This window comes from Flavobacterium zhairuonense (assembly GCF_004352915.1).
GTDB lineage: Bacteria > Bacteroidota > Bacteroidia > Flavobacteriales > Flavobacteriaceae > Flavobacterium > Flavobacterium zhairuonense.
Map to the genome: position 1 here is coordinate 182,074 of NZ_SJSY01000067.1, position 13,599 is coordinate 195,672.

14 protein-coding genes are annotated in these 13,599 nt (G+C 32.9%); 5 read left to right on the plus strand and 9 right to left on the minus strand.

The genetic code is table 11. The features are described 5' to 3' along the window. Window positions 1-30: 30 nt before the first annotated feature. From EYY60_RS05725 to EYY60_RS05745, 5 genes are read right to left on the minus strand one after another with little or no spacing between them, the layout of a single operon-like run. Complete coding sequence (locus EYY60_RS05725; RefSeq protein WP_235832295.1) at window positions 31-591, minus strand: MepB family protein; 561 nt, start codon at window positions 589-591, stop codon at window positions 31-33. Window positions 592-647: 56 nt separating this feature from the next. Further along, the gene (locus EYY60_RS05730) at window positions 648-2,576 is read right to left on the minus strand and encodes a hypothetical protein (RefSeq protein WP_132988428.1); all 1,929 of its coding nucleotides are present in this window, start codon (window positions 2,574-2,576) and stop codon (window positions 648-650) included. Further along, on the minus strand, window positions 2,573-3,124 hold the full coding sequence (locus tag EYY60_RS05735) for an RNA polymerase sigma factor (protein WP_132988429.1): 552 nt from the start codon (window positions 3,122-3,124) through the stop codon (window positions 2,573-2,575). Before EYY60_RS05735 ends, EYY60_RS05730 begins: the two co-directional genes overlap by 4 nt. A 51-nt stretch (window positions 3,125-3,175) precedes the next feature. Next, on the minus strand, window positions 3,176-3,574 hold the full coding sequence (locus EYY60_RS05740) for a hypothetical protein (RefSeq protein WP_132988430.1): 399 nt from the start codon (window positions 3,572-3,574) through the stop codon (window positions 3,176-3,178). A 7-nt stretch (window positions 3,575-3,581) separates the two neighbouring features. Continuing rightward, a complete protein-coding gene (locus EYY60_RS05745; protein WP_132988431.1) occupies window positions 3,582-4,457 on the minus strand; it encodes a protease complex subunit PrcB family protein in 876 nt (291 codons plus the stop codon). A 188-nt stretch (window positions 4,458-4,645) separates the two neighbouring features. On the opposite strand from EYY60_RS05745, the gene rmuC reads away from it, so the two are divergent. The 3 genes from rmuC (at window position 4,646) to EYY60_RS05760 (ending at window position 7,685) form a co-directional block, all read left to right on the plus strand. Next, window positions 4,646-6,019, plus strand: a complete 1,374-nt coding sequence (gene rmuC / locus EYY60_RS05750) for a DNA recombination protein RmuC (RefSeq protein WP_132988432.1) — start codon at window positions 4,646-4,648, stop codon at window positions 6,017-6,019. 182 nt (window positions 6,020-6,201) lie between these two features. Continuing rightward, window positions 6,202-6,750 (plus strand): acyl-CoA thioesterase, encoded by a 549-nt coding sequence (locus tag EYY60_RS05755; RefSeq protein WP_026727549.1) that lies wholly within the window; start codon window positions 6,202-6,204, stop codon window positions 6,748-6,750. A 395-nt stretch (window positions 6,751-7,145) separates the two neighbouring features. Next, window positions 7,146-7,685 (plus strand): YceI family protein, encoded by a 540-nt coding sequence (locus EYY60_RS05760; RefSeq protein ID WP_132988433.1) that lies wholly within the window; start codon window positions 7,146-7,148, stop codon window positions 7,683-7,685. Window positions 7,686-7,775: 90 nt separating this feature from the next. On the opposite strand, the gene EYY60_RS05765 is transcribed toward EYY60_RS05760, so the two are convergent. After that, complete coding sequence (locus EYY60_RS05765; RefSeq protein WP_132988434.1) at window positions 7,776-8,687, minus strand: TIGR01777 family oxidoreductase; 912 nt, start codon at window positions 8,685-8,687, stop codon at window positions 7,776-7,778. Between the two features lie 98 nt (window positions 8,688-8,785). On the opposite strand from EYY60_RS05765, the gene EYY60_RS05770 reads away from it, so the two are divergent. After that, entirely contained in the window at window positions 8,786-9,448 is a 663-nt protein-coding gene (locus EYY60_RS05770) for a TetR family transcriptional regulator C-terminal domain-containing protein (protein WP_132988435.1), read from the plus strand. After that, window positions 9,445-10,749 carry an ABC1 kinase family protein gene (locus EYY60_RS05775; RefSeq protein ID WP_132988436.1) on the plus strand — a complete coding sequence of 435 codons (1,305 nt, stop codon included), beginning with the start codon at window positions 9,445-9,447 and terminating at the stop codon, window positions 10,747-10,749. Before EYY60_RS05770 ends, EYY60_RS05775 begins: the two co-directional genes overlap by 4 nt. A 289-nt stretch (window positions 10,750-11,038) precedes the next feature. On the opposite strand, the gene EYY60_RS05780 is transcribed toward EYY60_RS05775, so the two are convergent. The 3 genes from EYY60_RS05780 to EYY60_RS05790 all read right to left on the minus strand — a co-directional run bounded on the left by EYY60_RS05780 (window position 11,039) and on the right by EYY60_RS05790 (window position 13,510). Further along, complete coding sequence (locus EYY60_RS05780) at window positions 11,039-12,334, minus strand: cryptochrome/photolyase family protein (RefSeq protein WP_132988437.1); 1,296 nt, start codon at window positions 12,332-12,334, stop codon at window positions 11,039-11,041. Between the two features lie 192 nt (window positions 12,335-12,526). After that, a complete protein-coding gene (locus EYY60_RS05785) occupies window positions 12,527-13,036 on the minus strand; it encodes an SRPBCC family protein (protein ID WP_132988438.1) in 510 nt (169 codons plus the stop codon). Window positions 13,037-13,069: 33 nt separating this feature from the next. Further along, window positions 13,070-13,510 carry a sterol desaturase family protein gene (locus tag EYY60_RS05790; RefSeq protein ID WP_132988439.1) on the minus strand — a complete coding sequence of 147 codons (441 nt, stop codon included), beginning with the start codon at window positions 13,508-13,510 and terminating at the stop codon, window positions 13,070-13,072. Window positions 13,511-13,599 lie beyond the last annotated feature (89 nt).

Consider the following 13,599-nt stretch of genomic DNA (forward strand, 5'->3'; position numbering starts at 1 on the left):
CTTTCTAGTAATAGAGAGCCTTTTTTTGTATTAATAGGAAATCAATTTTTTAAAAGCGTCAAAATCAGGTTCTGGAACTATCGGATAAAAATATTCCAGTTGCCATTGTTGTGATTTTTTTGCTTGTTTGCTTTCAGTTTCATCCCAAGGAGGATAAACTCTGATGGCTCTTTTTCCTTCTTCAGTTTTAGAAGAAAAAACAGCTTTTTCCAGCAAAACATTTTTTGGAAAGATGAATTGTCCCAAAAGATCATCTTTGCGAACGCTTACGATTACAAAATCGATAGCATCACTATGATCAAAAGGTTCAATAACTCCCAGTCTGCTTCGTTTCCACAAAGTAACAAACTGTCCAGTTTTTGCTGGGGTAATTTTGGCCTCGCGATAACAAATATGTTTTTCATTCATCAGGAAACGGTAAGCACTATAATCAATGCTTTCGCTTTCCTGTTGAGGCTGCGTGCAGTCAAAATCAAAGCAATCATAAACCAGTTCCTTGGCTAAAATTAAATCCTGGGGGAAAGATTTGTGGTTAGACCAATGGTTTTTTACGATCATTTTGAGAAGACTTGCTTTTAGGCTTGTTTTCAAAATTATGTAGGTTTAGGGGGTTACGTGGTTTGGGGTTTAAATGGTTAATAATTTATTTAAAATGAAACATTTAATCCAAAATTCAATCCCCATTGGAATTGATTGAAAGATTGACTGTTCAAAGGATTAATATAATAATTCATTGCTGGTTCTACAAAAACATTTGTTTTTTTATAAACGCGATATTGTAATGTACTGCTTAAAGTGGAACCGTAAACAAAATCATTTGCATTTGCGTTTTCACCAATCGAATTCCCGTCAAGAGCAATATTGTTTGCAATTAATTTTCCAACAAAACCTCCAGTATTTAAACTGATGCTTGCTTTGTTTTTAGAAAAAACAGCATATGAAACCTCTAACGGCATTTCAATATATTTTAAGCTTTGATCTATATTACCAGTCTGAATGTTGTCACTTTTTAGTGCATTCTTAGTGGTATTAGATACAAGTACATAACCATCGTTTGTTGCAATTTGAGGAACAGTCGCATTTTGAACAAAATAATCACTGCTTCCTAAAAATGCATTATTTTTCGTGCTAATATAAGAAACATTTGCAACACTTTGTCCTAATTCATTTATTTTAAACCCGGAACCTACAGCCCATTTTTTGTTAAGCTTATATTTTGTTTTTACCCCAAAACTATTGCTTTGTTTGGAATCGTTGACGTTGCCTAATGTTTTGTCGTTTTTATAGTTTTCAGAATTGGCAACTCCAGCAAAAACTTCAAGCGCCCATTTTTCTCCGTTTGTAGTTTTTGGATCTTTCTTTTTTTCAGTTTTTACCTCAGGCGTTATAATTCCTTTTTCTAGATTTTGAAGCTCTGCCAATTGTACAGAATCCTTTTTGCTTAAAGCATCATTGAATTTCGAATTGCTTTTCTGCGTATTGGCAGCAATTGCTTTTTCTGATTTTTGATCGTTGATTATCGTTTCATTTTTGTTAGCCGAAACAACATTTTGTTTGTTGCTTTCAGTTGTTTTTGCCGAATTAAAAGCAACATTGTTTTTATTCGAATTCACATTGTTTTCAAAGACAGAATTTGGAAGTTGATTTTTTGAAGACGTGCTAAACGAATTTGTTTTTTTGCCAGTAAATGTTTTCTCAGCCAATATTTTGTCAAGGTTTTTCTTTTCATTTTCAGAAAACTGATTCTTGCTTGCAGTATTGAAAACATTCTGTTTTTGTGAAGAATAATTTTTTACGGCTAAAGCTTGATTTGAATTTCTCTTTTCAGTATTCAGATTCTGATTTCCGCCAGTCCCGAACTGATTTTTGTCCGATGAATTAAAAGCATTCGGTTTTTCTGAATTGTAGCTTTTAGCTGCAACTGCTTGATTTGATTTGTGATTTCCAGAATTAGAAAACTGATTTTTATCAGATGAATTAAATGAGTTTTGTTTGTCTGAATTGTAATTTTTAATTGCAACAGCCTGATTTGGTTTCTGATTTCCAGAAACAGAAAATTGATTTTTCTTTCCAGCATTTGTAGTTTCTTCCGCAACAGCTTGATTTGAATTATTTGCTGCATTAGATTTTGAAAGTATTCTTTTTGAATTGTTTTCTGCTTTAGAATCAACATTTGCAACCGCAGTTTTTGCAGCAGTATTTGCATCTGAATTAGGAGCAGTATTTGAAATGTTTTCAGAACCCGGATTTACAATGCTATTTTTATTTGTTTCAGAATTCTGATTTTCTTTTGAAGTTGCGTTTTTGTGATTTTCGTTATTTTTATTTTCGTCAAGAACTACATTGTTTTTTTCCACGGCATTGCCAGTGCCAATTTTATTGCCAGAATCAGACAAAACCGCAGGAAGTGATAAGCATAATAACAAGCAAGCTGCCGCCGACCACCAAAGAATAGCTCGCTTTTTCTTTTTAGGTTTGTCTAGTTTTTCCTCAATACCAGCCCAAAGCTCTGGCGGCGGAACACTCGAAAAGTCTTCCATTGATGAAAAAATATCTTCTATTTTGTGCTTTTTCATGCTGTTTTAAAATTTTTTATGCTCAAAATCCTTTTCTGCAAAATGCCCTTGGCCCTATTTAAATTTGATTTTGATGTTCCTTCTGAAATCTTCAATAATTCGGCTATTTCCTTATGTTTCATATGCTCAAAAACATATAAGTTAAAAACCGTCCGGTATTGATCGGGCAAATCCCGTATGTATTCTAATAATTTTTCTTTTTCTATCGGAATTGTTTCTAATTCTTCTTCTTCAATAAAATCAGTATCAGGATCAAAAACATCTAAAAAGAAACTTTCCTTTTTCTTCTTGTTTAAAGTTTCGATAAGCTTGTTGATGAAAATTCGCTTCATCCAGCCTTCAAAACTTCCTTCAAATTTATATTGGCTTATTTTCTGAAAAACGATCACAAATGCTTCCTGGAAAACATCTTTTGCATCATCTTCATTTTTCATATACTTTAAGCAAATACCATATAAAACCGGAGAAAACAGCTGATAGATTTTCAGCTGTCCTTCTCGGTTATTCTGAATGCATTGCTTGATGTATTTTTCTAAATCGTCTTTCAAAAAAGTGGTATTGTTTGGTTTGGCAAAAATAGTTTTTTAAAACTTAAAAAGCTATCTTTTAAAGATGCTTCGCGCAGCATCTTGATTGTTGCTTACAATGGTTAAGTTTTGACTGTCAAGGTTTTCTATAACGTATGTTTTACCTTCAAAGGTAATTAGGTCATGTTCCAAATGATCAGAAAAGCCAATTCCTTTTCCTATTTCATAACTGCTGTTTCTGATTTCTACATCATTTTTATAGGTAATGACTCTTCCGTTTGAGGTAAAGATTACCTTTTTATTAAAACCAGCTGTTTTTGGTGTTGCAGTGTATGGATTACTCGCGCCTCCAACAGATTTTTCCCAAATCCATGTATTTACAATTGATGCCGAATTTATTTTTGAAGCATCTATCGAATAAGCATTTGAAAAAAGTCCAAAAACAATAAGAAATAAAAAATGTTTCTTCATGATTCGATTATTTTAAACTTGTGATTTTGTCTTTAATTGCTTTTTTGAAAGTCTTGATATCTTCGCTTTGATCTGGCGTGTCGTTGTTGTCAATAAAGACTTTAGTTGTTAACGCACCTTGTTTTAATTGGAAGAAAATTCCACCTTGGTCTGCAGCATCTGGAGAACCATATGTTTTAGTTTGTCCTTTTAGAGCGTAAATTTCTGCAGGAATGAATTTTGTGAAAGTTGTATATTCATTTCTTTTTGTCTTAGCAAAATAAGCAGATTGATCAAAATTGAAATTTCCTGGAGCAGTGCTAACTAATTTCAAAATATTGAAATCATTTAATTGAAAGAAGTTTTGGCAGTCAGAGCCTGTACATTCGCCAAAATAACTTCCAATAATAATATTGTCTGGGCTTTCAGTAGTTTTCATGAAAATGATCGTTTTATTTGATTTTGGAATCAAAATAAAATCCGAAGGATATGTTGGAGTTGAAGATGTTGTTTCTCCAGATTGAGGCCCGCTTTCAAAATAATTGATTACAATTTCACAGTTATTTTGAACCACTGATGTCATTTTTATAGAATAACCGCTTGTTGATTTAACGCCTGCAAAAATACCAATTAACATGTTTTTGCTGAAATCAATAGTAGGATCTGTAGCTACAGGGCAAGTATTTTCGTGTTTAGTAAAAAGAGTAGTCATTTGTTCTTCGCTTGTCACCACAGCAGCAACAGGATTATTAGGCAATGTTTTAACTGCGTAATTGCATAAAAGTGGATAACCTGCAAACGGCACTTCTGTATTTGTGCCACAATCCATATTTATATCATCATTTCCAAGCGAACACCCGCTTAATCCAAAAGCTATAAACAAGCTCAACATTAATTTTTTCATTATATTATTTTAATAGGTTATATACTGTAGATGGCTGAGGTTTAAAATGGTTGCGTGGAAAATATTTTTTTCTTCATTTTTTTTAAAATGTTTGTTTAATTTAGAATGCGCACGAATTAGTGAAATTTTAATTTTAAAAAATCAGAACTACGTATTATTGCGTACTTTTACTTAAAAAAAACTTAGTTATGTTTGACTTTCTCCCAATTTTACTGGCTTTTATTGTTGCATTGTTCTTAGGCATTTACTTAGGAAAGCAATTGACGACGGCTAAATCGCAAACCGAAAAAGTAAGTTTGGAAGAAAAATTAAATGCAACCGCAAATCAGCTCCAGTTGCAAAAAGAACAATTTGAAGTCGAAAGAAATAATTTTCAGAAACAGGTTCAATTGATTAATTCTGAAAAAGAAAATATCAGAACGGAGAAAGATAGTCTGGCGATTCAGCTTTCAAAAAAAGAAGTTGATTTTGAAAATTTGTGGGAACGTCACAAAGAACAGAAAATTGAAATAACCGAACTTCAAGAAAAATTCACCAAAGAATTTGAAAATTTGGCCAATAAAATCCTCGAAGAAAAGTCGGCTAAATTTACCGAACAGAACAGCGAAAACATGAAAAGTATTTTGTTGCCTCTGCAAGATAAAATTCAGGGATTTGAGAAAAAGGTCGAACAAACGCATAAAGAAAGCATCGATTATCATGCAGCTTTGCGCCAACAGATTATTGGGTTAAGCGAAATGAATGCGCAAATGAGCAAGGAAACGCTGAATTTGACCAAAGCTTTAAAAGGCGATACAAAAATGCAAGGAAATTGGGGTGAGCTAGTTTTAGAACGTGTTTTAGAAAAATCAGGTTTAGAAAAAGGAAGGGAATATGAAGTCCAGCAAAGTTTTACCAATACCGAAGGAACTCGAGTTTTGCCCGATGTTGTAATCAATCTGCCTGATGGGAAAAAGATGATTGTCGATTCAAAAGTTTCATTGGTGGCTTATGAAAAATGGATCAATGAAGAATCTGAAATATTGAAAATCGATTTTCTGAAAGAACACGTAAATTCTATAAAAAGACACGTAGAACAGCTCGGAAATAAAAATTATCACGATTTGTACCAAATGGAAAGCCCAGATTTTGTGTTGCTTTTTATCCCGATTGAACCGGCTTTTGCCATTGCTCTAAACGAAGATTCGACTTTATATAATAGAGCTTTCGACAAAAATATTGTGATTGTTACTCCAAGTACTTTATTAGCTACTTTGCGCACAATCGATAGTATGTGGACCAACCAAAAACAACAGGAAAATGCTTTTGAGATTGCAAGACAAGCTGGAGCGCTTTATGATAAATTTGAAGGTTTTGTGACAGATTTGGTTCGTATAGGGAATAAAATCAAAGACACCAAAACTGAATATGAAAGCGCAATGAATAAATTAGTCGACGGAAAAGGAAATCTTATTTCGAGTGTCGAAAAACTTAAAAAAATGGGAGCAAAGGCAAAGAAATCGCTTCCAGAAAATATTATTGCAAGAGCTTCAAATGAAGATGAAAATCAATTTTTAAATTAAAAAATATTTAAACACATAGAAACATAGGTTTAGTTTGTCTTTAAAAGAACAAAAAAAACTTGTTTCTCACACATAGAAAGCTATGTGAATTTATGCAAGCGAAACGCCTTTTTTAAGGTTCCAATGAGCTATGATTCTATGTGTTTAAAAAAATCAAAACAAACTTACCAAATAACAAAAACATGACTACAGATTTTAAACCCGTTTCTTCATCAAAAATTAGCATATCAGAATTAATGCTGCCATCGCATACCAACTTTAGCGGTAAAATTCATGGAGGATATATTTTGCAATTGCTGGATCAGATTGCTTTTGCATCGGCATCAAAATTTTGCGGAAATTATTGTGTAACTGCTTCAGTAGATACAGTAAACTTTTTGAAACCTATTGAAGTTGGTGAATTAGTTACAATGAAAGCCTCCGTAAATTATGTGGGAAGAAGTTCAATGGTCGTTGGTATTCGTGTAGAGGCAGAACATATTCAAACTGGAGTTGTAAAACATTGCAATTCATCTTATTTTACAATGGTTGCCAAAGATAAAGATGGAAAAAGTGTTCAGGTTCCGGGGTTAATTTTGTCGAATCTTGATGAGGTACGCCGCTTTAGAAAAGCTATCAAGCACATCGAAATCAAAAAAGAAATCGAAGAACACGAAAAAATCGCCAATATAAGTTCGATTGAAGATTTGGCAAGTCTTGAGAAATACAATGTGCTTTTAGAAATTAGTTAGATTTTTTGAATATACAAAGTGTAGTCCCTACGGGACATTTCTTCTTTGGGATAATTTTATTTTCTACCGATATTTAATTCCTAACGGAATATCTCGTAGAGATTATATATTGGTAGAAATATAATAGAACACATTTTTTTGTCCCGTAGGGACTTCACAATTCACAATTCATAATTCAAAACCCCGATTTTTACACCTAAAATATTCACAAATTTTTAGGAGTAGTTCAAGAACTTTGTACTGAGAAATTTCGTAACTTTAAGTATGAATTATTAGTTTATGGAATATTTCACGGAGTACTGCCATTCTGTTTTTTTAGTCATTATCTTAAGTTTTGATTGTTCTCTTCTTAAAATAAAAAAATCGAATGACATAATTGTTTAATGCTGACGATTATGAAAAGAACTACTTTATTAATTTTACTTTTTACTGCATTTTCTCTGTTTGCTCAAGAAAAATTTAAAACCCATACAGCGGTTGTAAATTTTGAAGCTTCGGTTCCTTTTTTTGAAGAAGTAAAAGCGGTAAATAAACTCGGAACGCTTGTTCTTGAACCTGAAAGCAGTACGCTCATTTGTACTGTTGTAATCAAAGATTTTCGATTTAAAATGGATTTGATGCAAGAGCATTTTAATGATAATTATATCGAAAGCCATCGCTATCCTAAAGCTGTTTTTAAAGGCAAAATCGAAAAATTTGATTTGAAAAATATCGACGAAACCGAAAAAGAATATGATATTAAGGGAAAATTATATCTGCATGGGAAATCAAAAATGATAGCTGTAAAAGCATTGATGAAAAGAGTTCCTGAAGGAATTCAGATTGTTTCGAGTTTTCCAATTTCAGTAGAAGATTTTAATATTGAAATTCCTTATGTCGTGGCAAACAAAATATCAAAAACAGTCAATACCGATTTAGCGGGAATCATGAAATAATAAATGACTCAGATTTCACAAATTCTTTAGACTTTAAATAAATGGGTAGCAGCATATCGGCCTCAAGAATGTATAAAATCTGAGTCGTTTTTAATGCAAACAACTTAAGAGTGTTTTTTCTAAATCAGTAAATTGAAATTCAAATCCTGTTTTTTGGATTTTTTGAGATGAAACGCGTTGTCCTTTCAAAACGGCTTTGCTCATTTCTCCAAGAGTTAATTTTAGGATAAAAGCGGGAACTTTCGGCAACCAGATTGAATAGCCTAAAATTGTAGCCAATGTTTTTGAAAATCCGGAGTTTGTAGTATTGTCTGTAATACAGGCATTGTACGCGCCATGCATATGTTCGTCTGTAATTGCTTTGAGATAAATTTCGGATAAGTCATCAATATGAATCCAAGGCAAATATTGTTTTCCTGTTCCTAAAACGGCTCCAAAACCTGCTTTAAAGCTCGGAACAACTTTTTTCAGAAAACCTTCGTCTTTTCCAAAAACAATTCCGGTTCGCACTTTTACAGTCCGAATTCCTAATGTATTTATTTTGTCTACTCGACTTTCCCATTCTTGGCAAGTTCTTCCCAAAAAATCGTTTGCCGGAGGTGTTTCTTCAATGCAAATTTTATGGCTGGTAATTGCACCATAAATCCCAACTGCAGATGCCGAAATAAAGCCGTTCAAGGTTTTGTTGTTTTCTTCTAGAATTGAGAAAATAAGTTCAATAGGTTTTGTACGACTTTCTAAAATTGCTTTTTTGCGCTTTTTTGTCCATCTTTTTTCCACAATTCCTTCGCCGGCAAGATGCACAATATAATCTGCGTTTAAAACGGCTTCTTTTTCAATGAAATTCTTTTTCAAATCCCATTTGTAATACGTTATTGAAGATGTGTTTTTTTGTTCCGTTCGGCTCAAAACAGACACCGAAAAGCCATTGTCGATAAGAACATCCGTCAGATGTTTACCAACAAATCCACTTCCGCCGGTCAGTAAAATATTTTGAGCCATAAGAGTTTATAATATATTTAACAGTGCATATTGTTTAAGGATTAGTAAAGGTACTTAAACAATGCTTACCTTTAAGGCAAATTCTAAATTTTAATAAAATGGCGACTAAAAAAAAGGTAATTACCAAGGATGATATCGTTTCAATATACATGAATGAAATTTTAGAAAAAGGCCAAAAACCAAAATCAGTTTATCATTTTGCGAAAGAAAATGATTTTACAGAAGCTGAGTTTTATGCTTTTTTTGGAACATTAGAAGGTTTAGAAAAAGAAATATTCCGACTGTTTTTTGAAAACACAGTCAATCTGCTTCACAAAAATGAAGAATATCAGCAATATGATATGAAGAATAAAATGTTGAGTTTCTACTATACTTTTTTCGAGATTTTGACTGCCAACAGAAGTTATGTTCTCCAATCACTTAAAATCGATAGAAATCCGCTTAAAAATTTAGTACAGTTGACTTCGCTCAGAAATAGTTTCAAAGAATATGTTTCTGAAATACTGACCGATGATTATAGATTAGAACAGGAAAAACTTCAAAAATTTCAGGAAAGCGCTATTCAGGAATCGGCATGGTTGCAATTAATGCTTACCATAAAATTCTGGATGGATGATGAATCTGCTGCTTTTGAGAAAACCGATATTTTTATCGAAAAATCGGTTAACGCTTCATTCGAATTAATGAATGTCGCGCCAATGAATCATTTGATAGATCTTGGGAAATTTCTGTTCAAAGAAAAAATCTACAGCAAACAATGAAAACAATCGATTATATTCCAACTTCAAAAATAGAAAGAGCAGGAAAACTGGTTCAAACCGGAGCTAAAATCGGGGTAAACTATGTAAAGCATTATGCCGAAAAAATAGTGAATCCAGATTTGACCCGAGATAAATTAAATGAAAATAATGCCGAAGATATTTATGACGGACTAAAAAGCTTAAAAGGAAGCGCCTTGAAAGTCGCCCAAATGTTAAGTATGGATAAGAATTTCCTGCCTCAGGCGTATGTGGAGAAATTTTCGCTTTCGCAATTTTCTGTTCCACCACTTTCTGCACCTTTGGTTTTAAAAACTTTCAAAAGCAATTTCGGAAAAACGCCTTATGAAATTTTTGACGAATTCAATCCGAATTCTGTGAATGCGGCGAGTATCGGGCAAGTGCATTTGGCAAAGAAAAATGATAAAAAACTGGCCGTTAAAATTCAGTATCCAGGTGTTGCAAACAGTATTTCTTCAGATTTGGCTTTGGTTAAACCAATTGCCATCAGAATGTTTAATCTTCAAGGAAAAGATTCTGATAAATATTTTAAAGAAGTAGAAGACAAACTGATTGAAGAAACTAACTATTTATTGGAATTAAAACAAAGCCAAGAGGTTGTTGATGCCTGCAGTAAAATAGAAAACATCATTTTTCCGAATTATTATCCAGAGTTTTCGTCAGAGAAAATTATCACAATGGATTGGATGACAGGAATTCATCTTTCTGAGTTTACAGCAAAAAATATAGATCAAGAAGTTGGTGATAAAATAGGGCAGGCGCTTTGGGATTTTTATATGTATCAAATTCATGTTTTGCGAAAAGTGCACGCAGATCCGCATCCTGGAAATTTTTTGGTCGATGATCAAAACCACTTGATCGCCTTGGATTTTGGTTGTATGAAACAAATTCCAAATGATTTCTATACGCCATATTTTGAGTTGATCAATAAAAATGTGATTACTGATGAAAAGCTTTTCAATAAAAAACTGTTCGAATTAGAAATTCTTCGTGAAGATGATTCACCAGCAGAAATTGAATATTTTACTGAAATGTTTCACGATTTATTGTCGCTTTTCACGAGACCTTTTCAAAACGAAACTTTCGATTTTGCCGATGAAACATTCTTCAATTCAATTGCTGCATTAGGAAAACGTTTTTCAGAAGACACAAACTTGAAAAAAATGAACGGAAATAGAGGTTCTAAGCACTTTATTTATATGAATCGTACTTTCTTCGGACTTTATAATTTAATGTTTGATTTGAAAGCGAAAATTGTGGTGGAGAATTATTTGAAATATTAGAAATTGTTTTTTTGTTTCAGGCTTAAAGTTTCAAGTTGGCTTAACTTTATGTATAGAACTTTGTCAAAGTTTTAAACTTTGACAAAGTTTTTTTTGTTTAGTTTGTCATCTCGACGAAGGAGAGATCACACTAGAAACTCGATACAGAATGTCGCCAATCTTTGGAGATTTGCGAGTGTGATCTCTCCTTCGTCGAGATGACAAGATTGCGGATAAACGTCCAACAAAAACCTGAAACCTGAAACCTGAAACCTGAAACTTGAAACTTGAAACTTGAAACAAAAGAAACCTATTTCAAAATCCCCGCCTTATAAGTCGCAATCGCGCGATCTCTTGCAAAAGCATGATCAATCATCGGTTCGTTATAACCCAAATCAAACTCAGGAATCCATTTTTTTATATATTCTCCTTTTTCGTCAAACTTTTTTTGTTGAATTTCGGGATTGAAAACTCTGAAATATGGAGCTGCGTCGCAACCTGTTCCTGCCGCCCATTGCCAATTTCCTACGTTTGATGCCAATTCAAAATCCAAAAGTTTTTCGGCAAAATACGCTTCGCCCCATTGCCAGTTAATTAGTAAATGTTTGCATAAAAAACTTGCCACAACCATTCGGACACGATTGTGCATATAACCAGTTTCATTGAGCTGACGCATTCCGGCATCGACCATCGGATAGCCAGTTGTTCCGGAACACCAGCGTTTGAAATCTTCTTCGTTATTGCGCCATTGAATTCCGTCATAATTAGATTTGAAGTTGTGGTTGACACAATTCGGGAAGCTAAATAGAATTTGAATGAAGAATTCTCTCCAAATCAATTCGCTCAAAAAAGTTTGATTTTTTCGGTTTGCCCAATTCACTAATTTCCTAATGCTCACAGTTCCAAAACGCAAATGTGGCGAAAGATAGGATGTGCTGTCTAAAGCAGGAAAATCTCGAGTTTCTTTATAATTTGAAATCTGAGATAAATTATGTGGAAGTACTTTTATAGCGCTTCTTTCAAAACCAATTTCTGATAATTCAGGAAATTTGAAATTGTTTTTTGCAAAATTGGAATGTAATGAAATCGAATCATATTCAGGAGCTGTTCCTAGAAAATGATACTTTTCAAGCCATTTGTTTTTGTACGGAGTATAAACAGTATAAGGAAGTCCATCAGTTTTTGTAATTTCTTTTTCTTCGAAAATAACATGATCTTTAAAAGAGAAAGATTCGATATTATTTTCTCTTAAAAGAGAAGAAATTGCAGTGTCACGTTTGATGGCAAATGGTTCGTAATCTTTGTTGAAGAAAACGTTTTGGACATCAAATTCTTCAATAAGAGATTTCCAAACGTCAGTAGTTTTTCCTTTTTTGATTAAAATTGAAGATTCAAAAGAATTTAATTCTGAGTTTATTTTTTGAAGCGAATCGTATATGAAACTTACTCTCGCGTCATTTTTTGGAAGATGGTCTAAAATGTCATCATCAAAAATAAAAAGAGGCACAACAGGAAAATCAGATTGCAAAGCGTGAAATAATCCAGTGTTGTCTTCTAATCGCAAATCGCGTCTGAACCAGAAAAGGGAAACTTTTTGTTTTGTCATTTGTTTAATTTTCGCTTAAGGAATTATTTTTTTAACACATAGAAACATAGATTTTTTTTCTTATTTAAAAGTTTAAAAAAAAGAAACTAGTTTCTTAACACATAGTTTCGGGCGTATTTCTATGTTTATTGATGAAAGTGAAACGCCTTTTTTTGCATTATGAAACTATGTTTCTATGTGTTTAAATAAATATTAAAAACTTTTTTGTTTGCCATTAAGTTGCACAATTTGTGGCTGTGGTTTCGAATTAAACAATTCTTCAATTTTGTTGTGTCTGAAATCGAAAATAGTTTTTAGTTTGTTTTTTACAATTAATGTATTCATAAATCGGCCTAAAATTCCGAGTGGGAGAGCATAATGAACAATATCTGTCATTTTTGTTCGGCCATCTTTTGTGGGCTCAAAAAAATGTTTGTGATGCCATAATTTATAGGGACCGAAACGCTGAATGTCGATGAAATATTCATTTTCCTTGCAAGCTGTAATTTCGGTAACCCATGAAATTTTGATTCCGAATAGCGGTTTTAATGTATAGGTTATGATTTGGCCGTGATACATTCGCTTGTCATCGAAATCTTGGATTTCAAAACTCATATTATCGAGCGTTATGGTTTGGAGGTTTTTTGGGCTGGAGAAAAAATCCCAGCAATCCTCAACGCTTGAATTTACATACTGAACGGTTTCTATTTTGTATAATTTCATTTTCTCGTTGAATCAGTTGTTACAAATTAAAAGCTACATTTTATAATATTTAAATGGTACAAACAACATTCCGAAACATTCTCCTTTTTCCTTATTTAAGTGTTTATGATGTATTTTATGTGCTTTTCTAAGTCCGATCAGGTATTTGTTTTTCGTGTTTTTGAACCATTTAAAACGCTGGTGAATGAGAACATCGTGAATCAAGAAATAGCATGCGCCGTAAAGTGTGATTCCGCATGCTATAAAAAACAGATAATTGAACCCGCCCTGAACACCAAAGTAAAACAAGACAATACTCGGAATCGCAAAAATGACAAAGAAAATGTCGTTGCGCTCAAAAGTATGCTCATATTTTGGCTGATGATGATCTGCGTGAAAATACCACATAAAACCGTGCATTACATACTTGTGCGTAAGCCAGGTAACACATTCCATGAACAGAAAAACGCCTAAAAAGATTAAAAAAGAAATCATTTTATAAATGTTGTTATTAAAATTATGACTTTATTTTGTTTGAGTTTAGCTTTAAGTTGTAAAAGATTAACTCTAAAGATTTTTTTTTG